Source organism: Microbacterium arborescens (assembly GCF_030369635.1).
In the GTDB taxonomy this organism is placed as follows: domain Bacteria; phylum Actinomycetota; class Actinomycetes; order Actinomycetales; family Microbacteriaceae; genus Microbacterium.
Genome location: NZ_CP128474.1, coordinates 2108876 through 2130604 on the forward strand (window position 1 = coordinate 2108876; position 21729 = coordinate 2130604).

A 21729-nucleotide genomic window follows, 5' to 3' on the forward strand; every position below is an offset into this window, starting at 1 on the left:
GAAGACAGCACGAACCCCCGGCAGAAAGGCGATCGATGAAGGCGATGACCTATCGCGGACCATACAAGGTGCGCGTCGAAGACAAACCCGATCCGCGGATCGAACACCCCCACGACGCGATCGTGCGGGTGACGCTCGCCGCCATCTGCGGCTCGGATCTGCACCTTTACCACGGCATGATGCCCGACACCCGGATCGGCCACACGTTCGGCCACGAGTTCATCGGCGTCGTCGAGCAGCTCGGTGGTGCTGTGACGAACCTCGCCGTCGGCGACCGCGTGATGGTGCCCTTCAACATCTTCTGCGGCTCGTGCTACTTCTGCGCACGCGGGCTGTTCTCGAATTGCCACAACGTCAACGCGAACGCGACCGCCGTCGGCGGCATCTACGGATACTCGCACACGGCGGGCGGCTACGACGGCGGTCAAGCCGAGCTCGTGCGCGTCCCCTTCGCCGACGTGGGTCCGACCGTCATCCCCGACTGGATGTCGGACGAGGATGCTCTCATGCTCACCGACGCCTACGCGACGGGCTACTTCGGAGCCCAGCTGGGCAGCATCGTCGAAGGCGACACCGTCATGGTGCTCGGAGCCGGGCCCGTGGGCCTCGCCGCGGCGCAATCGGCCTGGCTCATGGGGGCGGGACGGGTGATCTCGTTCGATCACCTCGACTACCGTCTGGCGAAAGCTCGCGATTTCGCCCATGCCGAGACGGTGAACATCTCGGAGCACCGCGACGTCGTCGTGGAGATGAAGCGCATGACCGACTACCTCGGTGCCGATGTCGTCATCGATGCCGTCGGCGCGGAGGCGGACGGCAACGTCACCCAGCACGTCACCTCGGCCAAGCTCAAGCTCCAGGGCGGCTCGCCTGTCGCTCTGAACTGGGCGATCGACGGAACACGCAAAGGCGGATCGGTGTCGGTGATCGGCGCGTACGGTCCGCTGTTCAGCGCGGTGAAGTTCGGCGACGCCCTCAACAAGGGACTGACGCTGCGCATGAACCAGGCACCGGTCAAACGGCAGTGGCCGCGGCTGTTCGAGCACAACCGCGCGGGCTACATCTCACCGAGCGACATGATCACGCACCGCATCCCTCTCGAGCACATCGCCGAGGGATACCACATGTTCTCGTCCAAGCTCGATGACTGCGTGAAGACCGTCGTCGTCCCCTCGGAAGGCTGACCCATGAGCACGAACTCCGCTGAGATCCCGACCCCGTACACCGCGAGCGTGCCCCGACCGGCACCCGACCGCGCGGCGCTGCGCGCGCGCATTCCGGGCTGGGGCGTCGACCTCGACCCCGCGGATCGCCCGTCGGGCACCGTCGAGAGGATCGACCCGGCTGCCGCCGACCGCGGGATGCCGCCACGGCAGGCGGCGGACCCCGGCCGGGAGCGCTCGATCGAGCACGCCTTCCTCACGCCCGTGTACGGCACGGCGCAGCCGCTCCACGGCCTGTCGGGACGCATCCGCCGGCTGGCGTATGCCCGCTTCAGCGAGGGCCGCGCCGCGCACTGGCTGCTGCTCGTGGCGGGCGACCGGGTCGAGGCCGTCGGCGCTCACGTGCGATCGTTCGCGACGACGCGGCCCGACAACCCGATCACCGAGACCGGGGTCCTGAGCGAAACGCGACGGCATCCGCTCCGGTCGCGGTTCGGGCGCGGACGCATCGACCAGCGTCACACATGGCTCGACCCCATCCTCGTCGCGGGTCCGTGGGTGCTCGCGGGATGGATCGTCATCCGTGGCGCACGCCGCGCATTCGGGCGCGGCTAGGGCGATCGAGGCGACCGCGGCGTCTCGGCAGCGGTCGCGGGATCGTCGAGGCTCCGGTGGACCGCGCCCGAGCTCGGTGCCGCCTCGGCACCATGTCGCAGGCAGGCCTGGACGAGGTCGGCGGCCGATCGCGTCGTCAGGCCCGGTGCGATGCGGTACCCCGCGAGGGCCGCCCGCGCCTTCCAGCCGACCGCGACCCGCTCGCGCGGAACGACCGCGGCCCGCAGGATCGCGTCTGCGACGACCTCGGGCTCATCCATCAGCGGCAGTCGCAGCGCTCGGCCGGCGTGGTTGCCCGCATGGCGCCAGAACGGTGTGCGGACGGCCCAGGGCAGCACCGCCGTCACCGCGACGCCGTCGACCCCCGCGAGCCGCAACTCCTGGCGCACTGCGCGGGTGAGCGAGAGAACGCCGGCCTTCGTCGCGGCATACGACGCCTGGGACGCCAGCGGGACGACGCTCTCGACCGACGCGGTATTGACGATGACGCCGCTTCCTCGCGCGACGAACCGGCGGAGTGCGACATGCATCCCGCGCATCACCCCGGCGAGGTTGGTGTCGACGATGCGGAGGTGCTCGTCGAGGGGTGCCTCCCAGAACGGCCCGATCGTGGCGACCCCGGCATTGCCGACCCAGACATCGATCGGCCCGAACATCTGCTCCGCCTCGCCGGCGAGGCGCTCGAGATCATCGGTGCTGCCGACATCGCCGGGCACGGCGTGCGCCCGACCGCCGCGCTCCCGGATGCGTCGGGCGAGGTCATCCAGCGCGTCCGCGCGGCGCGAGAAGACGACGATGCTCGCCCCGGCCGCGGCCGCCCGCAGCGCGACGGCGCGACCGATCCCGCTGGACGCGCCGACCACGACGATCGTCCGGCCGGCGAGGTGGGGGTGCGAAGTGGTCGCGCTCATCGATGCAGGATCGATCCGCGCGGCACGGATGCCGTACCCCGTTGCGCTCGACCGCCGCACCCGCTATTCGCGCGGCGGCTCTCAGGACCCGTCGCGCAGATCGGCCAGCGTGCGCTCGGTGAACAGGATGTCGGAGAACCGCACGTCGCAGCCATCGCCCGTGGGGCTCTGCGCTTCGAAGCCGACACGGACCTCGTCGCCGCCTGCGTGGGGCAGCGCGAAGGCTCGCACCATCGACCACGTCTCCCCGTCGGTCGACGCGTGGAAGGCGAACACGCGTCCGACGCGCGCGAGGCGCAGCCACACCGCGTCGCCGTCGACGTCGAACGCGTTGGCGTCGTCGGAGACGTCGCGGGTGACGACGGAGACCACCATGGGCGTGCCCGCGGGCGCGGCCTCGAAGCAGAGTTTCGCCCACCGGCGCTCGTCGATCCAGATCAGCAGCACCCCCGCGTCGAACGTCGCCCCGAAGTCGACGCCGACGCGTGCCTGAAGCGTGAAGTCCCCCGCGGGCGGCACCGCGGTCAGGCTCACGGCGTTCATCATCGACTCGGCCGCCGTGCTACCGGCTCCGCTGGGGTCGACGAACAGGTCGCTGTGCGGCTTCGCGGTGACGGCGAGACCGTCCTCGCGCACCTCCCACGGCCAGGCCTCGGACGGAACGAGAGGAACGGGGAACGCGGAAACGACGACGTCGGCGGTGCTCATGCTCCCCAGTATCCCGGGAACAGAGCACCGCCGACGTCGGTGACAGCGCCGTGGCCGTCACCGATCGGTTCGGGCCTCCTCCGCGGCCTCTTCGGCCTCGGCGCCCTCTTCGGGAGACTCCGAACCGGCGGATGCCGCGTCGTCGCTCTCGTCCTGGTGCTCGTCGTCTCGTCCGTGATGGTCCGCGCTCATGTCACTTCTCCGATCGGCTCGTGTGACGTCCCGCGCCTGCGGGACACCTCCACTGTGCACGCGAAGCGGATGCCGCGAACCGGGCTTGCCCCGAGAGCGGATGCGTGCGAGACGCGCTCAGCTCCCGGGGCGACGCCGCGATGTCAGTCGGCGGTCTCCGAGCGGTGGCGGGGCTTGCGCGCGGGACGGTCGTCGCGGTCGCGGTCACGCGGGCGGTCATCGCGATCGAATCGACCGCGCGGGCTGCGGCTCGGGCCGCCCGTGTCGACGCGGATCTCGATCGCCTTGCCCGAGATGCGGGTGTCGGCGAGCCGATCGAGCGTCGACTGCGGCATGTCGGACGGCAGCTCGACGAGCGAGAAGTCGGGGCGGATCTGGATCGCACCGAAGTCGCCGCGGCTGAGGCCGCCCTCGTTCGCGAGTGCGCCGACGATCTGACGGGGCTCGACGCGGTGACGTTTGCCGACCGCGATGCGATAGGTGGTCATGTTGGGGTTGCTCGCGCGCGGACGGCGCTCGGGGCGACCGTCACGATCGTCGCGGTCGAACGAGCGCGGGGCGCGGTCCTCTCGCGGAGCTCGGGCACGCGGCTCGGGGTCGGGCTCGAGCAGCAACGGGGTCTCGCCCTGAGCGACGAGGGCGAGCGCGGCGGCGACGTCGACCTCGGGGACGTCATGGTGACGGACGTAGTGGGCGACGATGTCGCGGAAGCGCTCGAGCCGTTCCGTCTCCTCCAGCGCCGCGGTGATGCGGTCGTCGAAGCGCGACAGGCGGGTGACGTTGACCTCGTCGACGCTCGGCAGCTGCATCTGCGTCAGCGGCTGGCGGGTCGCACGCTCGATCGCGCCCACGAGCCCGCGCTCGCGCGGGGTCACGAAGCTGATCGCGTCTCCGGTGCGGCCCGCACGCCCGGTGCGGCCGATGCGGTGGACGTACGACTCGGTGTCGGTCGAGATGTCGAAGTTCACCACGTGCGAGATGCGCTCGACGTCGAGGCCTCGGGCCGCGACATCCGTGGCGACCAGGATGTCGAGCTTGCCCGACTTCAGCTGGTTGACGGTGCGCTCGCGCTGCACCTGGGCGACGTCGCCGTTGATGGCGGCTGCCGAGTAGCCGCGGGCGCGCAGCTTCTCGGCGACCTCCTCGGTCGCGCTCTTGGTGCGGGCGAAGACGATCATCGCCTCGAAGTTCTCGACCTCGAGGATGCGGGTGAGCGCGTCGATCTTCTGCTGGTACGACACGATCAGGTAGCGCTGGCTGATCGTCGAGGAGGTCGTCGTCTTCGAGGCGACGGTGATCTCTTCGGGATCGTTGAGGTACTGCTTCGACATCCGGCGGATCGCTGCCGGCATCGTCGCCGAGAACAGCGCGACCTGCTTGGTGTCGGGGGTGTCGGCGAGGATCGTCTCGACATCCTCGGCGAAGCCCATCTTCAGCATCTCGTCGGCCTCGTCGAGCACGAGGTACTTCAGCTCCGAGAGGTCGAGCGTGCCTTTGTCGAGGTGGTCCATGATGCGGCCGGGGGTTCCGACGATCACGTGGACTCCGCGGCGCAGCGCCGAAAGCTGCACGCCGTAGCCCTGACCGCCGTAGACGGGCAGCACGTGAACGCCCTTCGTGCGCGACGCGTACTTCTCGAACGCCTCGCAGACCTGCAGCGCGAGCTCGCGCGTGGGTGCCAGCACCAGGGCTTGCGGGGTCTTCTGCGTCAGGTCGAGCCGGTCGAGGATCGGCAGCGCGAAGGCCGCGGTCTTGCCGGTTCCGGTCTGAGCGAGCCCCACGACGTCGCGTCCCTCGAGGAGCGTCGGGATGGTCGCGGCCTGGATCGCCGACGGTGTCTCGTAGCCCACATCAGAGAGCGCCTTGAGCACCTGCTCCCCCAGCCCGAGGTCGCGGAAGGTGATGACGGGCGGCTCGTCGACGGACTCGGATACAGACTGTTCAGCAGAAGTGGACACGCTTCAGGGTAGTCCGCCTCCGCCGAGATCGCATGATCGGCCCGGCGTGGCAGAGCCCGGTGCCCTAGCCTCGAAGCAGGTCGACGGACTCGAGGGGGTACCGATGCCGGAGTGGCTGCTCTTCACCATCGCGGCGGTGGTCTTCTCCGTCGCCGCGACGTGGTTGGCCAAGCGAGCGCTCGAGGCCCGCGTCGGCTGGGTGCGCGGACCGCTCGTCTCGCTCGTGGTCTTCATCGTCTTCGGGCCGCTCGGCATCTGGGTGCTGCGCGGCGCCGGCGTGCTGCAGGAGAACGGCCTGCTCACCGACGCGCCCGTAGCCATCGGCTTCGTGTTCCTCGTGCTGGCCTGGCTGTTCGCGATCGTCCTCATCGCCCTCATCACGCTCGAGCTCATGTGGCCGGCGCGCCCTCCGGTCGGCCCCATCACCTACGTGCGCGAGGCACTGCACCGGCGCCGACGCGCGGTGCGGTACGCCCGCATCGTCGCGATCGCCTCGCGCCACGGTCTCGGTGGGATGCGCAGCGAATCCGCGCGGGCCGAGTTGCCCCGGGCACTCGCGGCCACCCTCGACGACGCGGGCGTCACCTTCGTCAAGCTCGGCCAGATCCTCTCCACGCGCAACGACCTGCTCCCCGCCGAGATCACCAGCGCGCTCGCCTCCCTGCAGATGGATACGACCCCCATCCCCTGGCACGAGGCGAAGGCGGCGATCGAGAAGCAGCTGGGCCGGCCGATCGAGCTCGTCTTCGCCGACATCGACGAGACGCCGCTGGCGGCGGCATCCGTCGGCCAGGTCCACAGCGCTCATCTGAAGGACGGCCGCCCCGTCGTGGTGAAGATCCAGCGCCCGAAGGCACGCGCGCAGGTCGCCACCGACCTCGACATCATCGAGCGGGCGGCCGCCGACCTCGAGCGGCGCACGACGTGGGCGAAGGATGTCGGGGCCTCGGCCCTCGCCGCGCAGTTCGCGGTCGCCCTGCGTGAAGAGCTCGACTACCGCGTCGAGGTGGGCAACATGCAGATGCTGCGCGACTCGATGACGGCCGCCGATGCCCGCGCGGTGCGGATACCCGACGTCTATCCCGACCTGTGCACGGAACAGCTCATCGTCATGGAGCACGTCCAGGGCATCCCGTTCAGCCGACTGCCCGAGCCGGGAAGCGACGCACCGGGGGCCGTGGATCCCGAGCAGGCGACGCGCATCGCCGACGCCGTGCTCGACGTCATCGTCGGGCAGATCGCCCTGCGGGGCGTCTTCCATGCCGACCTGCACCCGGGCAATCTCATCCTCCAGCCCGACGGCATCGTCGCCCTCATCGACTTCGGCTCGGTCGGCATCATCGAACGCAGCATGCGGCGGCTACTGCTGCCGATGCTCGTCGCGCTCCACAACGAGGACGACTCCGGCGCGACGGATGCCGTGCTGATGCTCGTGAAGCCCCGCCCCGACGCCGAGCTCGACGTCGGGGCGCTGCAGCACGACATCGGCGTCATCCTCACACGACTGCACAACTCCAACTCCGACCAGCACCTCTTCACCGCGCTGATCGAGGTGCTCCGGCGCCACCGACTCGCGCTCCCGCCCGGTCTGCTGCTGGGATTCCGGACGCTCGGCGCGATCGAGGGAACGCTGCGGCGACTCGATCCCGACTACGACATGATCAAGCGCGCCCTCTCGCGCGCGCCGCAGTACGCCCTGCACATGGGCGACCCGCGGTCGGCGGCGATGACCGCTCAGGTGCAGGTGCAGCTCGGGATCGAGCGTGCGCGAGAGCTGCCCCGCCGGGTCGACGGGATCCTGAACGATCTCGAGTCGGGCCGGCTCACGGTGCGATTGCGCGCGCTGGAATCGCCCGACGACCGGTCGTGGGTCGAGTCGCTGACGGGGCGCTTCACCACGACGCTCGTGGGGGCCACCCTCGTGATCGTCGGCGTCATGCTCGGTGTCGTCCAGCACGGCCCGCTGCTGACCGACTCGGTGTCGGTGTTCCCGTTCCTGGGTAGTGTGGTCGGGCTCGGCGGCCTGTTGCTGCTGCTGCGTTCGCTACGCTCGGCGCTCATCCGCCGCGATGGAAGGTGACCCTGTGAAGATCCGCGACCTCGTCCATTTCGTCGCCGTCGCCGACACCCTGCACTTCCCGCGCGCCGCCGAGCACCTGGGCGTCTCGCTCGCCGTGCTCTACTCGTCGATCGACCGGCTCGAAGAGGAGGTCGGGCAGCCGCTGTTCGTCAAGGACGGCGGTAAGCCGCGACTCACGCCCGCGGGCACCCTGCTGCTCGCCGACGCCCGAGCCGAGGTTGCCGCGGCGCCCGCGCCGGCTGTCGCGCCCCGGCAGAAGGCAGCGGGCGGCGGCAAGGCGAAGGCCTCGAAGGGATCGGGTCGCGCACCCATCGTGAAGGGCCAGCCCAAGCCCTACAAGAAGCGCCAGGGGCGCTGACCCCTCACCCGCGGGAGCCCTCGACCGTCACCGCACCCGGGGGTCGACGAGGAACTTCATCGTGTCGGGGTCGGAGTTGCGCGCGAAGAAGCCCGCGAGGTCGTCGAGCCCGCCACGCGCCGTGACGAGGTCGTCGACCCGCACCGCACCCGAGGCGACCAGCTCGATGGCGAGCGGCCACGTGTCGACGTATCGGAAGAGCCCCTCGACCACGAGCTCACGGCTCTGCAGCAGGAACAGGTCGAGGTCGACGGTCGCGGACCCCATGCCGACGAGCACGGCACGCCCGGCGCCGCGGAGCGACCGGAGGCCCGCGGCGATCGCCGCTCGTGCACCCGAAGCGTCGACGAACGCGTCCATGCGGCCGTCGAGCTCGGCCACCTCGGCGGGATCGACCGCGCGTGTGGCTCCGTGCGCGAGCGCGACATCCCGTCGAGCCGCCACCGGGTCGGCCACGACGACCTCCGCGGCACCGAAGGCTCGCGCCGCGGCACCGGTGAGGATGCCGATGGGTCCGGCCCCGGCGACCAGCACCCTCGAACCCGGCACCACCCCGGCCTTGCGCACCGCCGCGATACCGACCGACAAGGGCTCGAGCAGCGCTCCCTCGTCGTCGCTCATCGTCTCGGGCAACGGGTGCGCCGCATCGGCGGGCACCGCCAGGTATCGCGCGAACGCGCCGTTCTCGGGCGGCGCCGAAGGAAACCGCATCCGCTCGCAGAGGTTCGAGCGCCCGGCCCGGCATGCCGGACACCACCGGCAGGGGCGCTGCGGATCGATCGCGACGCGCTCGCCGATCCGGTGCTCGTCGGCTGCCGAGGCGACCGCAGCGATGACTCCCGCGGCCTCGTGACCGAGGATGAGCGGGCTCTCCACCACGAGGTCACCCACCCGGCCGTGCTCGAAGAAGTGCACGTCCGAACCGCACAGCCCGACGGCGGTGAGCTCGACGAGCACGTCGCCCGGTTCCATCACCGGCAGGGCGACGTCGCGGACCTCGAGCCGGCCCGGCGAGACCAGCACGCTGGCCATCATGCGGTCGGGGATGCCGATCATGCGTTCACCGGCCGCTTCGCCGATCCGGTCGCCGGGCCGGCTGCGCGAGCCGCGGCGTGTTCCTCGTCGTAGCGAGCGAGGGCCGCCGCGAGCTCGTCCGCACGGCGCCGCGCCGCCTCGGCCGGATCGAGCGAGAAGAGCAGCGTCTCGGGCAGTGACGTCGCGAAGTAGTCGACGCGCGCGGGAGCCGAGCGCAGCTCGCTCACCCGTGCCGCGACGCGTGACCGCAGGTCAGCGGCAGCTTCCTCGTCTCCCCGGGCGCAGGCGGCCCGCGCGCCGTCGAGCGATTCCGCGTCGATCTCGGCGGTCGCCGCTTCCGTCGCCGCCGTGCGCCAGGCGTCGTCGGCCGCGGCCGCGTCACCCAGGCTCGCCCGGCAATGCCCGAGCCGCAGCCAGAGGGCCGCACGACTGTCGAGCAGATGCCATGCCTCGCCGAGGGAGCGCGGCGTGTCGAGCGCTCGTTCGAGCAGCGCCGCTGCGCGCGCGGCGTCGTGTCCGAGTTCGCCGGCGCGCGCGATCGATGCCCGGGCGAACGCGCGGATCGCGACGCCCTCGCCGCCTTCCCAGGGCTGGAGCGGCCTGCTCAGGAGCAGGTCGAGGGCCTCGGCGGCACGCCCGGTCGTCGTCAGCAGGTCGGCCACCGTGACGAGCAGGTCATCGCGCACGATGAGCCGGTCTCGATACGGCTCGAGTCTCGCCAACCGGGCCGCTGCCGAGATGCCGCGCCGCTGCGCGAGCTGGTCGAGCTCGAACCACAGGCGCGGGTCGTCGCTCACCTCGACGGCCCGGTCGTACAGGGCGGCGGCGGCGTCGAGATCGCCCTCGACCTCCGCCGTGGCCAGCGCGGCGTTGCGCAGCAGCACGCCATCGCGCGTCGCGTCGTCGAGGGCCGCACGCCACTGCGCCAGCGCATCCGTCCGGCGGCCGCGGTCGTAGAGCCACATGCCGAGCAGCGCCCGCGCCCGCGCGTCAGCCGGATCGGCTGCAACGGCAGCTTCAAGGGCGTCGTGGGCGCCGAGCCCCGCGGGAAACACCCAGTCAGCGGGTGCGCGCTGCGCGCGATGGCGAGCGTCGGCGGCGGCATCCGTCTCGCCTGCCTCGTCGAGCAGCCGCGCCCGCTCGTACTCGGCGACCGGAGCGATGCCGCCGGTGCCGGTGGCCGAGGCCCCGGCCGCCGCGGCGAGGACGGCGAGCGCGTCGTCTCGCTGCCCCGCGCGGGCAAGGTCGCCCGCGAGATCGAGCAGCATGAGCCCGTCGTCCGGCAGGGCGCGGCGAGCGAGGTAGGCGGTGAACACGTCGAGCCGATCGCTCTGCTCAAGCGTCGCGAGTTCAGCGTCGGCTTCGGACTCGCGCCCGAGACGGCGCAGCACGATCACCCGGACGTTGCGCGCGAGCGGGTCATCCGACCCGTGACGCAGCGCGTCGTCGAGGCGGCCGAGTGCGGCGAGGTCGCGCCCCGCCCGCGCGTCGAGCAACCCCATCTGCACGCTGGCGGGGTGCGCCCACCGCACATCCCAGGCGGCCTTCGCGAACGCGTCGTAGGCACCAGCGTCGTGGCCCCGGCGCGTCTCGACGAGTCCGAGGCGGTAGTGCGCCTCGCCGTCCGCGGGGTTCGGGTTGCGGAACGTGAGGCGCTCGACGGCTGCGCGCAGGTATCCGGCAGCCACGTCGTACTCGCCGCGAGCGTAGGCCGAGGCGCCGAGCGCGGTGTTCGAGCGCGCGTCGCCCGGGTCACGGCGAAGCGCCTCTTCCCAGTAGGGCTCGGGATGCCGTGTGGGATGGCGGTACTGCGCCAGGTGAACCCCCGTGAGGTAGAGCTCGTCGGCGGAGGCGATGTCGGCGGGCAGCGGCGGCTCGGTCGCGACGGCGGGCTCGGGCGCGCCGTCGTCATCCGAGCGCGGCCGCCACCGGATGAGTTCGCGATCGCCGTCGTGGACGACGACCTCGATCCGGGTGGCGTCGACCCCGTGGGGGCAGGGCACCGAGTCGATCCAGGGGCGGCCCGGCCCGAGGTCGACGACGTGCTCTTGCGGGTCGTCCCCGACCGTCACGCGCACGCGGGCGCCAGGCGCATCCGAGGTGACGGCAACGCCGATGTGCACGTGACCCTCCTCGAGACGCACCGAGACGGCGGCATCCCTCGTGGCCTGATGCGCGGCGCCGATGCCGGTGATCGGGAACCAGAACTGCGAGAACGTCTTGACCTCGCCGGGCGCGAGGTAAGAGAAGTCGGGCTGGTTGTCGGTGTACACACCGGCCATCAGCTCGACATAGGGGCCGTCGCCGTCGGTCAGCTGGTCGTCCCAGGCGTGGCCGAAGGGGGCGTTGCCCCACGTCCACTGCTTCTTGCCCGGCGCGATGCGGCGATCGGCCCAGTGCACGAAGCCCGCTCCGGCCGCGTGGTCGTAGCCGCCGAAGAAGTCGTCCCGCGTCTCGACCACCATGTACGACGTCGGCACGGGGATGTTGCCGTAGTAGTCGATGCGGTCGGCATCGGGGTGGGCCGCATCGACCCGAGCCGGGTAGTCGACGCCGTAGTAGGGGCGGTCGGCTCGTGGGAAGGCTGTGATGGCGCGACGCGCGTGATCGGCGACGTACCGGACGTCGGTCGGGAAGAACGACTGGTAATCCTCGTGCGCTCGCGCGGCGACGTTCGCCCACCAGAGGAACGTCTGCGGCACCTCGGTGCGGTTGTGCAGCCGGGCGCGCAGCTCGATCAGCGAGCTGTCGGGACGCAGGCGGATGCCGTGGGTGCCGCGCATGCGCGCGAAGGGATCGTGATCCGACATCCAGACCGTGACCGCCCCGTCGGGTTCGCGTTCGATCCAGCTCTCCATGGGCAGGAAGGTGGCGGGTCGGTGATGCTGCGGCCAGTTGAACTCGACGCCTCCCGACACCCACGGACCGGCGAGCCCGACGAGGGCGGGCTTGATCACGTTGTTGCGGTAGAAGAAGTCGTACTCGGCGGTCTTGTCGTAGCCGATGTGGATGCGCCCGCCGAGCTCGGGGAGGAGCACCAGCCGGATCCAGCGGTTCTCGAGGTGCACGGCACGCCAGTCGCGGTCGCGCGGCTCGGCGGCGATCCGCTCGGTGAAGGGCAGCGGGTACACCCGTCCGCTCGACCCCTGGTAGACCCGGCGCTCGAAGAACATCGGAAGCTTCTCCGGTGGCGCCGGCTCGTACGTGGGAATCGTGAGCGGCTGCTCCCAGACGGCCACGCCGCCGTCATCGAGCGTCACCTGCTCGTCCGCGGGCGGCTCGGGAAGACGCAGCGAGGATGTCGAGGTCGAATGCATGCCTCCAGCGTCGCCGAGCGAGCCCGGCCGCGACATGGCGGAAGCGGCCGTGCACCTGGACGATCCGCCGATGTGTCAGGATGACGATCATGGCCATCTCAGACGGTTTCGCGGGCGAACGCCTGTGCGTCGTGCCAGCACCGGCGATCACCGCCGCGCTGCAGCGCCCCGTGACCCGCCGCCTGGTCGTCACCGACGCCGGCTGGTTCCCGCATGCCGCCGATCATGGTCGCACCCGCGACCGCGGCATCCGCACGACGATCGTCATCGTCTGCACGGCGGGCTCCGGGTGGGTCGAGATCGGCGGCACGCGCCACCGCGTGCAGGCGGGCACCGCGGTGGTGATCCCGGCCCGCACGCCGCACGCCTACGGCGCGTTTGCCGACGATCCCTGGACGATCTGGTGGTGCCATGTCGTCGGCTCCGATGTCGACGACCTCACCGCGGCGATCGGCACCACGGCCGCACGACCGCTCGTGCGCCTCCACAGCGTCGAGCGCGCGGTGTCGCTGCTCGACGAGATCGTGCGGGGGCTCGAACGCGACCAGTCGCCCGTGCGTCTGGTCGCCGTCACGGGTGCCGCGTTCAAGCTCATGACTCAGCTCGCGTCCGACCAGGCACTACCCGAGCGCGGCGACCCGCTCGGGCGCGCGATGACGTTCCTGTCCGAGCGGCTCGACAGCGCCGTGCCGGTCAGCGAGCTGGCGGCACTGGTCGGGGTGTCGGCATCCCATCTCACGTCGCTCTTCCGGCGCGCGACGGGCGGCGGCGTCCTGGCGTACCACACGGCGCTCCGGATGACGGCGGCGCGCACCCTCCTGGAGCGCTCCGATCGCACCGTCGGCCAGATCGCGACAGACGTCGGCTACAGCGACCCGTTCTACTTCTCGCGGCACTTCCGACGCGTGCACGGGATGAGCCCGAGCCGCTACCGCGAGGAGCGTCGCGGATGACGCCGCTCAATCCCGGTCGTCGGCGGCCGTCGTCGGGGCAGCGAGGATCTCGGCGTTGAGGCGCCGCTGCCACGCGACATCCGACCACTGCGGATGATGGGGCGCCGCGTTCGAGCTGAGCACCATGCCCCACACGCCGTGCTCGAGCGCCGTGCGCACGCCGTGCTCGGCGAGCTCGGTGCCGACGGGGCCGTCTTCGAAGTCGGCCCGGAGCGGGGTGTAACCCACCCAGCCCTCCCCCACGACGGCGGGGATGCCGCGGCGCCGCGACCACGCGGCGAGCGCCGTCACCCGTGACCCGATCTCGCGCAGCATCTCTTCGCGGTAGAGCCCGTAATGGTTGTAGAGCCACCGGTCCCACAGGTCGGGGTCGACCCAGTCGTAGCCGTAGATCTGCTGGTCGGTGATGACGGTGGCCTCGAACTTCCAGTCGGCGGCCCGGCCGTACTCGGCGAACGAGGGCGCGTCGTCGACCAGCAGCGCCCGCATGACCTCACCGGGGAAGCCGTCGGTGCCTTCGGAACGGATGTCGATGCGTCGCTGCAGCGCATCGAGCACGCCGTACGCGTAGACGTGCAGCTGCGCCACCTGGAATCGGTCGGACAGCCCGGCGAGATCGAGGAAGGGGGCCTTGCCGTAGCTCGCGGTGACGAGGTGGCGGGGATGCGCGGCGCGCACTCGATCGAGGGCGGGGTCTCCGCCGTCGGCGAAGGCGGGGACGATCGAGAAGTCGACCTCGTTGTGGAGCTCGGTGAACGCGATCGTGTCGGCCAGCCCCGCGGACTCGATCTCGTCGAGCATCCGGATCGTCGCCGTCGCCAGGACGTCGTAGCGCTCGGCGAGCGGCACCGCATCGATCGCGCGGAACCAGCGCTCGTCAGCCGCGAACGCCGGCGACTGCTGGTACTCCCAACTTGCGAGGATGACGACGATGCCTCGTTCACGGGCACCGCGCAGCAGATCGAAGAAGCGCGAGCGCAGGTCGAGCCGGTAGCCGCCGGGCACGTCGTACCACCGCGTTCCGTTGCCGAACACCTCGCCGTGCGGCGAGCGCCCGAGCCCCTCGATCTCGAGGTTGCTCGCGAGGTCGTCGAGCCCGAGGCCGCCGAACAGCAGTAGCGGTGCCGCGCAGATGCGGACGGCGTTGTAGCCGCGATCGACCGCCTCATCGAGGGCGGCGCCGAGGTCGGCGTAGGGCTCGCCGTCGCCGGCACGCGTGTACCAGGAGAAGTCCCAGAGCGTGATCGTCAGGCGCGGCGGAAGGTGCGCGGGCACGACCCCCGTCAGCGCGCGGGTGTCGGGGGCTGGGTCGTGTCCGGAGCCGAGATAGCGGGTCATCGGGTCATCCCTTCGTCGCGCCGGCGGTGAGACCGGCTCGCCAGAATCGTTGCAGAGCGGCCATGACCACGATGAGCAGGACGGCCGAGACCGCGGCTCCCGTGACGACGAGCTCGTAGTACAGCGGCGCTCGCTGCGTCTGACCGTTCCAGAGCATGAGCCCGAGGGTGACCGGGAACGTGCGGGCGTCGTTGAGCATGACGAGCGGCAGCAGGTAGTTGTTCCAGATTCCCACGAACTGGAACAGGAACACCGTCACGAGGGCGGGCGCCATCATGCGGGTGGCCATCGTCGCGAAGATGCGCACGTCGCCGGCACCGTCGAGGCGCGCAGCCTCGATCACCTCGTCGGGCACGCCCGCGGTGGCATAGATGCGGCAGAGGTACACACCGAACGGACTGACGATGCTCGGCAGCAGGAACGACCAGTACGTCCCGGTCAGGCCCACCGCATTGAACATGAAGTAGGTCGGCAGCGCGATGACGGTCGCGGGCACGAGGACGCCGCCGAGGATCATCGCGAACACCGCTTCACGCCCGGCGAAGGCGTACTTGGCGAACGCGTACCCCGCGGCCCCGCTGAGGACGGTGGCGATGAGCGCGCCGAGCCCCGAGTAGAACAGGCTGTTGAGCAGCCACTGGGTGTAGATGCCGCGGTCGGTCGCGAAGAGGTTCTGAAGGTTGGTCAGCGGCTGCGGGGCGTCGCTGAACCAGAGCCCGAACGAGCCGAACAGGTCGGCGTTGCTCTTGGTCGCCGCGAACAGCACCCACACCACCGGCAGCGCGAAGTACACCAGGGCGGCGACGAGGACGGCAAGGGTCGGCAGCGACCCCCAGAAGCCGGCACCCGGTCCCCCGGCGCCGCTGCGGCGGGCAGCGCGGCGATCGGATGCCGCGCCGGTGGTGACCGAGCGGGTGGATTCGGTGACGGGTGCGATCACCATGCGCGGTTCCCCTTCCGATTGACCAGCCGCAGGAAGACGAACGAGAACACGAAGGCGATGACGGCGACGATGACGGCCATCGCGGCGGCGAGATTCGGGTTGCTCTGCGTGAACGCCTGGTTGTAGGCGGCGAGGTTCGGTGTGTAGTCGGTGTTGATGGCGGTCGTCAGCGGGCGGAGCACGAGAGGTTCGACGAACAGTTGCAGCGTGCCGATGATCGTGAACACCGTCGTCAGTACGAGCGAAGGCCTCAGCAGCGGCAGCTTGATCTCCCACACGATGCGCCATTCGCCCGCCCCGTCGATGCGCGCGGCCTCGTACAGGTCGGCGGGCACGGCCTGGAGCGCCGCGATGAGGACCAGCATGTTGTAGCCGGCGAACGTCCAGATGCCGATGTTCGCGATGGCGAACATGACGGTGCCCGATTCGAGCGGGGCGGCCGAGATGCCGAGGGCGGAGAGCCCCTGGAGGATCGGACTCGTGCTCGGCACGTAGAGGAAGCTCCACAGCAGCGAGGCGATGACGCCCGGCACGCCGTAGGGCATGAAGAACGCCACGCGGAAGAACTGCGGCCAGCGGGCCCGGGTCGACTCGAGCAGCAGGGCGAGCACCGCCGAGAGCACGACCATCAACGGCACCTGGATGAGTGCGAAGACGGCGATGCGTCCGAGGCTCGAGACGAACGCGGGGTTCGCGAGCGCCCGGACATAGTTGTCGAGGCCGACGAAGAGCGTTTCCGGCGCACCGAGCCCGAGCCCGCTCGCGCGGACCGAGAAGAGGCTCTGCACGATCGCCCAGACGATGGGGGCGACGTAGAAGACGGCGAAGGCGAGGAGGAACGGGCCGAGCAGCAGCAACAGCGGCAGCCGGCTTCGGGTGGTGTGCATGCGATTCCCTTCGGGGCGCGACCGGGAGGGGCGGGTGGCGTCGCTGCCACCCGCCCCGTTCGGATCAGTCGGCGACCGAGATCCCCTTCGCCGTCATCTCGGCCACCATCTGCTCCTGCACCTTGGCGTAGGCCTCGGTGAGGGGCGTGCCCGACTCGACAGCGGCGGCGACCTCGTCGAGGAGGCTCGCGTTGAGCGCGTCGACCAGCGGCGGCCACTGCCAGTCGCGTGCCACCTGCTCATTCGACTCGGCGAAGACATCCCAGATGTCCTGGCCGCCGAAGAACTCGAACACCTCGGGGGCCGACTGGATCGACGGGATCGAGTCGACGTCGGCGATCGCAGGCCAGCCGGCGCCGTTCTCGGTGAGCAGGCTCACGCTGTCGAGGTTGCTGTTGAGCCACAGGGCGAACTCGGCCGCCTGCTCGGGGTGCGCCGAACCCTTCAGCACGACGTTCGCGGACCCGCCCGACCAGCTCGCCGAGCGGGGGTTCGCCTCGTCCCACTGCGGCATGAGTCCGACCGACCACAGGCCCGAGGTCTCGGGGGCGTTGTTGCGGATGATCGCGTCGGCCCACGAGCCGCTCATCCACGACACGATGCGCCCGGCCTGCACGTCGGCGAACCACTCGCTCGACAGGTCGGCCTGCACCTTCACGAGGTCTTCGTCGATGAGGCGCTGCCAGTACTCGGCCATGCGCAAGGTGTCGGGGTTGTCGATCGCGACCTTCCAGGCGTCGCCCTCGACCTGGAACCAGGGTTCGCCCGCCTGTTCGGCGAGGCCCTCCATCCAGGCGGCCTGGTTCGGCGCGAACGCCGCGATGTAGCGGTCGGGCGCCGTCGCCCGCACCGCGACGGCGGCCGCGTAGAAGTCGTCCCACGTCGCGGGGGCCTCGGTGATGCCCGCCTCGGCGAACACGTCCGATCGGTAGTAGAGCCCCATCGGGCCCGCCGCCTGCGGGATGCCGTACACCCGGTCGCTGAACGTCGTCGCGCCGATCTGCCAGTCGGAGAAGACGTCGACGTCGTCGCCGACGTAGTCGGTGATGTCTTCGAGGGCGCCGTTGAGCAGGAAGGTCGGCATCTGGTCGTAGCCGACCTGCGCGACATCCGCGGGGTTGCCGGCCTGGACATCCGAGAGCATCTTGGCGTAGCCGCCTTCGGCGCCCGAGACGATCGTCTGCAGCTCGACCTGGATGTCGTCGTGCTGCTCGTTGAAGAGGTCGACGGCCTGGTCGATACCGGGCACCCAGGTCTGGAATGTGAGGGTGACCGGGCCCTCGTCGGCGGGTGCGGAACAGGCCGCGAGCGGCGCGATGACGGCGACCGTGATCGCGAGCGGAAGAAGGCGACGGCCGCGGAGCCGCCGGGGTGGAGTAGACATCGATGCCCCTTTGCATGTGTGCGACGAGCTGCTCGGGTAGCAGCCGGATTTCACACGCTAGAACCGGCGATGCCACGCCGACATAGCCGAATGAGCGTGCGCCCTGGACGATCCGCTGATCGGTCGTCGCGCTTGCCGACCGCGCCGGGGTGATGCCGAGACGCCTCATAAGCGGCTCTCATACGGTGGACGGAACGGAGGGAGCAGGGATGTCGCACGAAGCGGTCTCGAACGAGGCACGGGCCACCATCGGGCGGGGCGTGGTGCGGGGCACTCACGCGAACGGGATAGACCGCTACCTCGGCATCCCGTACGCGAAACCGCCGGTGGGCGAGCGCCGGTTCCGCGTCGCCGAACCGGTCGACCCGTGGGACGGCGAGCGCGACGCGACGCGGTTCGGTGCGACCGCGCCGCAGACCCCCTACCCCGGCGCCCTCGGCGAACTCCTCACCGTGCCGACGATCGAGGGCGACGACATCCTCACCGTCAACGTGTGGGCGCCCGCGGAGGCGGAGAATGCGCCCGTCGTTCTGTGGCTGCACGGCGGCGCGCTGGAGCGCGGCGCTGCCGCCCAGACGATGTACGACGGCACCACGTTCGCCCGGGACGGCATCGTCTTCGTCTCGGCGAACTACCGGCTCGGCGTCGAAGGCTTCAGCGTGCTCGATGGTGCACCCCTCAACCTCGGACTGCGGGATGCCGCGGCGGCGTTGCGCTGGGTCAGCGACGAGGTCGGCGCCTTCGGGGGCGATCCGGCGCGCATCACGCTCATGGGCGAGTCGGCGGGCGGTGCCCTCGTCGCCGCGCTCGTGAGCGAGCCCTCCTCTCGCGCTCTCGTCGCGGGCGCCATCATCCAGTCGGGACCGCTCGAGGCCGCCGAGCCTGACAGAGCACGCCGCGCGTCTGACGCGGTGGCCCGCGAGCTCGGCATCCCGACCACTCGTGACGCCTTCGCCGCGGCGCCGATCGCCGATCTGCTGAGTGCCCGTTCGCGAGCGTCGGCGGGGTCGAGCCCGCTGCGCGGCGCTCCCGGTTTTGTGCTCGCTCTCGACGAGGAGTCGCTGCCCGAGGCGCCCGAGATCGCGCTGCGGTCAGCGGATGTGCCGGTCCTGATCGGGACCAACACCGACGAGTACCGCCTGTGGCTCACGCCCGAGGCCATCGCCGGGATCGGGCATCTGAAGGCGTGGGTCGCGCGACGAGCTATCGGTGTGCCGGAGCGGGCGGCGCGGGCCGTCGCGCGCGCCTTGCCCGGCGCATCGCCCGGCGAGGTGCTCGGTCAGCTCCTCACCGACCGGATGCTGCGCGCCCCCGCCACGCGGATCGCCCGTGCCCGCACCGCGCCGACGTTCGTCTACGAGTTCAGCTGGCGCAGCCCCATCCGGGGTTTGGATGCCGCGCATGCCCTCGAGATCGGCTTCGCCTTCGATCGGCTCGGCGACCCCGAGGCGCTGCTGTTGGCGGGCCCCGACGCGCCCGCCGACCTCGCGCGCGACATGCACGCGGCGTGGGTCGCTTTCATCCGCGACGGCGACCCCGGGTGGCCGCGCTTCTCGACGTCGTGCATGACGCGCATCTGGGATGCCGCGAGCCGCGATCTCCCGCAGCGCCGAACCGAGGTCATCGACGCGCTCGGCTGAGGCCGGCATACGCGAAAACCCACGCCGCGGCTAGGGCCTCTCGGCAACTCGTCGGCGGTGCGACAGTTTCCTCGGGACCTCTCGCACCGACGAACGGAGCCGTCATGACCGACGCCAACACCTCACCTGCCACGGCCGATGATGACGCCACGCCTGCTGCCGCCGCCGCCGACACGGCCGACCACGCGTCCACGCCCGACCAGCCCGAGCGCCCGAAGGGCGTGACGGGCGCGGCTTCGCGGGTCGTGCACGGCGTCGGGGATGCCGGCAAGGGCGCCATCCACAAGGTTCGGGATGCCGCGAAGGAGGCACTGCCCGACGCCGTACCCGACGTGGCGGACAGAATCGTCGACGCGGCCGCCGGGTTCGCCACCGCCCGGATCGATCAGAACGTCGCGATCGCCGACGGCGCGCTGAGCCTCACCCGTCGCACCGGCAAGGCCGCGCGCATCGCGGCGGTCATCGGTGTCGTCGCCGTCATCGCCGTACTCATCGCCCGCCGCTCGTAGGCGGCGTCACGCGCCGGCGGAGTCGAATCGCGCTCCGCCGCGCTCGCCCCGGATCGAGAGCATGATCGCGAGAGCGATCCATCCGATCAGGGGCAGGACGATCAAGAAGAACCACATGCCGCTGCGGTCGGTATCGTGCAGCCGGCGCCACGTTACCGCCAGCATCGGCAGCAGGGTGACCAGCGAGAACACCAGCACGATAACGTCGGGTAGATCCTGCACGACCCGGGTGTCGATCGGTCGCCAGTCCCCGGTGACGAGGCCGTTGATGATCTGCACGACGATCGGGAACAGCACGACAACGAGCATCGGCCACCAGAACTCGGACCGACTCGCACGCCCGCGGAAGTTCGCGTAGTTCTGGACGAACCGCCGCAATGCGACGAGCGCAGGCGCGCCGACGTAGGGCCGGGTGAGAGGGGGCTCGGTGAGACGGTTCGGTCGGGGTGTCGCTTCACTCGTCATCCCCCGACCCTACGCGGGGCGCCTCACCCGGCGTTCACCGGAACGCGCGACCGATCGACGCGCCGATCTGTGAGATCTGCAGCCAGATCGCGGCGTTGTACAGCGGCCGCATCACTCGACGCAGCAGGGGAAGAGCCCGTCGCTTCGCGGTGCGCTCCCACCCCTGCTGGATCAGCAGCCGGGTGCCGCCGGCAGCGGGTTCCAGCACGATCCGCATGCGGCGCCGGTTCGACTTCGGCGAATCGGGCCAGGTCGTCACCCACTCGATCGCGCTCGTCGGCTCGCTCTCGACGAGCTCGATGCGGGCACGGCGACGCTCGGGATTCACCCGCTGCGGCTTGCCGTTCGGCGCGGTCTCGAGCGCGTAGGCGGTCCAGCTCGCCCCCGGCTCGATCTCGTCGGGCAGATCATCGACCCGGCCGAAACCGGGATCCCACTCCGGCATCCGTGCGGGATCGCTCAGGAGCGCCCAGACCTCCGCGACCGGGGCGGAGACATGGGCTTCGCCGGCGCCCGAGATCGACGCGCCGTCATCCATGGCCCGGCTCGGTACGGCGGGGTACCGCTCCGCCTGATCGAGAACCTCATGCACCTGCTGGGGAGTCGTCTCGAGGCGCTCGAGAATCGCTGCGATCAGCCCGCTGCCCTCGGCGAGCAGTTCGCGCAGCACCGCAGCGGCGTCGCCGCGCTTTCCGCCCTTGGCCGCGCGCCGCAGCACCTCGAGGGCGCGGTCGTTCCACTCGAAGTCACCGCGCTCGTGGTAGGTGATGCGACCGGGGCCGGGGGCCGCCGCTTGCACCCCGAGCGAGGCGAGTTGATCGGCGTGCTGCTGCTCGACCGCCGCACGTGTGCGTTCGAGGTCGACGCTCAGGGCGCGCAAAACCTGCCCGGCGACCTGCTCGTTGATCGTCAGCGCCAGCAGCAGGTGGTCGATGTCGCCGCTCTGCTCGCCGAGCCGGGAGGCTTCCTCCGCACCGGCGAGTGACAGTTCGTACATCGTCGCGGTCGCGACCGTCAGCTTGCTCATCGGGTTCTCCTCGGGATGTCGATGGTCGGGTCGATCCGTTTGGCGTACTTCTTGTGCACGGCCTGACGCGAGACGCCGAGCGCATCGGCGATCTCCTGCCAGCTCATGCCCGCGCGCAGGCCGGCCTCGACCTGCGCGAGCTCGAGGCGTTCCGTGAGGGAACGCAGCGACGCGATGGCACGCAGCCCCGCGCGCGGATCACGCGTGTCTGCGGCGACGCCGGCGATTCGAGTGGATTCCATGTAA

20 protein-coding genes are annotated in these 21729 nt (G+C 70.8%); 7 read left to right on the forward strand and 13 right to left on the reverse strand.

The features are described from left to right. Positions 1-35: 35 nt before the first annotated feature. Positions 36-1184, forward strand: a complete 1149-nt coding sequence (locus tag QUC20_RS09975) for a zinc-dependent alcohol dehydrogenase (RefSeq protein ID WP_289329761.1) — start codon at positions 36-38, stop codon at positions 1182-1184. A 3-nt stretch (positions 1185-1187) separates the two neighbouring features. Further along, complete coding sequence (locus QUC20_RS09980) at positions 1188-1778, forward strand: hypothetical protein (protein ID WP_289329762.1); 591 nt, start codon at positions 1188-1190, stop codon at positions 1776-1778. Here QUC20_RS09980 and QUC20_RS09985 read toward each other — a convergent pair. From QUC20_RS09985 to QUC20_RS10000, 4 genes are all read right to left on the reverse strand, one after another. Beyond that, a complete protein-coding gene (locus tag QUC20_RS09985) occupies positions 1775-2689 on the reverse strand; it encodes an SDR family NAD(P)-dependent oxidoreductase (protein WP_289329763.1) in 915 nt (304 codons plus the stop codon). The genes QUC20_RS09980 and QUC20_RS09985 overlap by 4 nt on opposite strands. An 81-nt stretch (positions 2690-2770) precedes the next feature. Further along, the gene (locus QUC20_RS09990; RefSeq protein ID WP_289329764.1) at positions 2771-3397 is read right to left on the reverse strand and encodes a DUF1349 domain-containing protein; all 627 of its coding nucleotides are present in this window, start codon (positions 3395-3397) and stop codon (positions 2771-2773) included. Between the two features lie 57 nt (positions 3398-3454). Beyond that, positions 3455-3589, reverse strand: a complete 135-nt coding sequence (locus tag QUC20_RS09995) for a hypothetical protein (RefSeq protein ID WP_289329765.1) — start codon at positions 3587-3589, stop codon at positions 3455-3457. Positions 3590-3732: 143 nt separating this feature from the next. Then, positions 3733-5547 (reverse strand): DEAD/DEAH box helicase, encoded by a 1815-nt coding sequence (locus QUC20_RS10000; protein ID WP_289329766.1) that lies wholly within the window; start codon positions 5545-5547, stop codon positions 3733-3735. 103 nt (positions 5548-5650) lie between these two features. Here QUC20_RS10000 and QUC20_RS10005 point away from each other — a divergent pair, with 103 nt between their 5' ends. Next, entirely contained in the window at positions 5651-7627 is a 1977-nt protein-coding gene (locus QUC20_RS10005; protein ID WP_289329767.1) for an ABC1 kinase family protein, read from the forward strand. A gap of 4 nt (positions 7628-7631) precedes the next feature. After that, positions 7632-7985: a helix-turn-helix domain-containing protein gene (locus QUC20_RS10010; RefSeq protein ID WP_259455396.1), complete on the forward strand. Its 354-nt coding sequence runs from the start codon at positions 7632-7634 to the stop codon at positions 7983-7985. A gap of 27 nt (positions 7986-8012) precedes the next feature. Here QUC20_RS10010 and QUC20_RS10015 read toward each other — a convergent pair whose 3' ends face one another. Together QUC20_RS10015 and QUC20_RS10020 are read right to left on the reverse strand one after the other, a co-directional pair. Then, positions 8013-9041, reverse strand: a complete 1029-nt coding sequence (locus QUC20_RS10015) for an alcohol dehydrogenase catalytic domain-containing protein (protein ID WP_289329768.1) — start codon at positions 9039-9041, stop codon at positions 8013-8015. Then, complete coding sequence (locus tag QUC20_RS10020) at positions 9038-12337, reverse strand: DUF5107 domain-containing protein (protein ID WP_289329769.1); 3300 nt, start codon at positions 12335-12337, stop codon at positions 9038-9040. The genes QUC20_RS10015 and QUC20_RS10020 overlap by 4 nt, the downstream gene beginning before the upstream one ends. A gap of 89 nt (positions 12338-12426) precedes the next feature. Here QUC20_RS10020 and QUC20_RS10025 point away from each other — a divergent pair, with 89 nt between their 5' ends. After that, positions 12427-13290 carry an AraC family transcriptional regulator gene (locus tag QUC20_RS10025; RefSeq protein ID WP_289329770.1) on the forward strand — a complete coding sequence of 288 codons (864 nt, stop codon included), beginning with the start codon at positions 12427-12429 and terminating at the stop codon, positions 13288-13290. A gap of 6 nt (positions 13291-13296) precedes the next feature. Here the strand turns inward: QUC20_RS10025 and QUC20_RS10030 are convergent, their stop codons facing one another. The 4 genes from QUC20_RS10030 to QUC20_RS10045 all read right to left on the reverse strand — a co-directional run bounded on the left by QUC20_RS10030 (position 13297) and on the right by QUC20_RS10045 (position 17842). Beyond that, complete coding sequence (locus QUC20_RS10030) at positions 13297-14628, reverse strand: cellulase-like family protein (protein WP_289329771.1); 1332 nt, start codon at positions 14626-14628, stop codon at positions 13297-13299. Between the two features lie 4 nt (positions 14629-14632). After that, positions 14633-15571: a carbohydrate ABC transporter permease gene (locus QUC20_RS10035; RefSeq protein WP_289329772.1), complete on the reverse strand. Its 939-nt coding sequence runs from the start codon at positions 15569-15571 to the stop codon at positions 14633-14635. Further along, positions 15565-16458, reverse strand: a complete 894-nt coding sequence (locus tag QUC20_RS10040; protein WP_183045425.1) for a carbohydrate ABC transporter permease — start codon at positions 16456-16458, stop codon at positions 15565-15567. Before QUC20_RS10040 ends, QUC20_RS10035 begins: the two co-directional genes overlap by 7 nt. Positions 16459-16522: 64 nt before the next feature. Then, positions 16523-17842 (reverse strand): ABC transporter substrate-binding protein, encoded by a 1320-nt coding sequence (locus QUC20_RS10045; protein WP_120265092.1) that lies wholly within the window; start codon positions 17840-17842, stop codon positions 16523-16525. A 209-nt stretch (positions 17843-18051) separates the two neighbouring features. Here QUC20_RS10045 and QUC20_RS10050 point away from each other — a divergent pair, with 209 nt between their 5' ends. Next, the gene (locus QUC20_RS10050) at positions 18052-19482 is read left to right on the forward strand and encodes a carboxylesterase/lipase family protein (protein ID WP_289329773.1); all 1431 of its coding nucleotides are present in this window, start codon (positions 18052-18054) and stop codon (positions 19480-19482) included. 104 nt (positions 19483-19586) lie between these two features. Further along, entirely contained in the window at positions 19587-19991 is a 405-nt protein-coding gene (locus QUC20_RS10055) for a hypothetical protein (protein ID WP_289329774.1), read from the forward strand. A gap of 6 nt (positions 19992-19997) precedes the next feature. On the opposite strand, the gene QUC20_RS10060 is transcribed toward QUC20_RS10055, so the two are convergent. Genes QUC20_RS10060 through QUC20_RS10070 form a run of 3 tightly spaced genes read right to left on the reverse strand, consistent with a single transcriptional unit; the run spans position 19998 to position 21725 of the window. Further along, positions 19998-20456, reverse strand: a complete 459-nt coding sequence (locus tag QUC20_RS10060) for a DUF805 domain-containing protein (protein WP_289329775.1) — start codon at positions 20454-20456, stop codon at positions 19998-20000. Between the two features lie 34 nt (positions 20457-20490). Next, positions 20491-21483 (reverse strand): SRPBCC family protein, encoded by a 993-nt coding sequence (locus tag QUC20_RS10065; RefSeq protein WP_289329776.1) that lies wholly within the window; start codon positions 21481-21483, stop codon positions 20491-20493. Further along, positions 21480-21725, reverse strand: coding sequence for a helix-turn-helix domain-containing protein (locus tag QUC20_RS10070; RefSeq protein ID WP_120265088.1), 246 nt, complete (start codon positions 21723-21725; stop codon positions 21480-21482). The genes QUC20_RS10065 and QUC20_RS10070 overlap by 4 nt, the downstream gene beginning before the upstream one ends. Between the last annotated feature and the right edge of the window lie 4 nt (positions 21726-21729).

Bases quoted from the DNA above. Each gene is read 5' to 3' on its own strand.
- QUC20_RS10025 (WP_289329770.1), top strand. From the start codon at position 12,427: ATGGCCATCTCAGACGGTTTCGCGGGCGAACGCCTGTGCGTCGTGCCA.
- QUC20_RS09980 (WP_289329762.1), top strand. From the start codon at position 1,188: ATGAGCACGAACTCCGCTGAGATCCCGACCCCGTACACCGCGAGCGTG.
- QUC20_RS10035 (WP_289329772.1), bottom strand. From the start codon at position 15,571: ATGGTGATCGCACCCGTCACCGAATCCACCCGCTCGGTCACCACCGGC.
- QUC20_RS09995 (WP_289329765.1), bottom strand. From the start codon at position 3,589: ATGAGCGCGGACCATCACGGACGAGACGACGAGCACCAGGACGAGAGC.
- QUC20_RS10040 (WP_183045425.1), bottom strand. From the start codon at position 16,458: ATGCACACCACCCGAAGCCGGCTGCCGCTGTTGCTGCTGCTCGGCCCG.
- QUC20_RS10060 (WP_289329775.1), bottom strand. From the start codon at position 20,456: ATGACGAGTGAAGCGACACCCCGACCGAACCGTCTCACCGAGCCCCCT.
- QUC20_RS10005 (WP_289329767.1), top strand. From the start codon at position 5,651: ATGCCGGAGTGGCTGCTCTTCACCATCGCGGCGGTGGTCTTCTCCGTC.
- QUC20_RS09990 (WP_289329764.1), bottom strand. From the start codon at position 3,397: ATGAGCACCGCCGACGTCGTCGTTTCCGCGTTCCCCGTTCCTCTCGTT.
- QUC20_RS10050 (WP_289329773.1), top strand. From the start codon at position 18,052: ATGTCGCACGAAGCGGTCTCGAACGAGGCACGGGCCACCATCGGGCGG.
- QUC20_RS10045 (WP_120265092.1), bottom strand. From the start codon at position 17,842: ATGTCTACTCCACCCCGGCGGCTCCGCGGCCGTCGCCTTCTTCCGCTC.
- QUC20_RS10020 (WP_289329769.1), bottom strand. From the start codon at position 12,337: ATGCATTCGACCTCGACATCCTCGCTGCGTCTTCCCGAGCCGCCCGCG.
- QUC20_RS09985 (WP_289329763.1), bottom strand. From the start codon at position 2,689: ATGAGCGCGACCACTTCGCACCCCCACCTCGCCGGCCGGACGATCGTC.
- QUC20_RS10015 (WP_289329768.1), bottom strand. From the start codon at position 9,041: ATGATCGGCATCCCCGACCGCATGATGGCCAGCGTGCTGGTCTCGCCG.
- QUC20_RS09975 (WP_289329761.1), top strand. From the start codon at position 36: ATGAAGGCGATGACCTATCGCGGACCATACAAGGTGCGCGTCGAAGAC.
- QUC20_RS10030 (WP_289329771.1), bottom strand. From the start codon at position 14,628: ATGACCCGCTATCTCGGCTCCGGACACGACCCAGCCCCCGACACCCGC.
- QUC20_RS10055 (WP_289329774.1), top strand. From the start codon at position 19,587: ATGACCGACGCCAACACCTCACCTGCCACGGCCGATGATGACGCCACG.
- QUC20_RS10070 (WP_120265088.1), bottom strand. From the start codon at position 21,725: ATGGAATCCACTCGAATCGCCGGCGTCGCCGCAGACACGCGTGATCCG.
- QUC20_RS10065 (WP_289329776.1), bottom strand. From the start codon at position 21,483: ATGAGCAAGCTGACGGTCGCGACCGCGACGATGTACGAACTGTCACTC.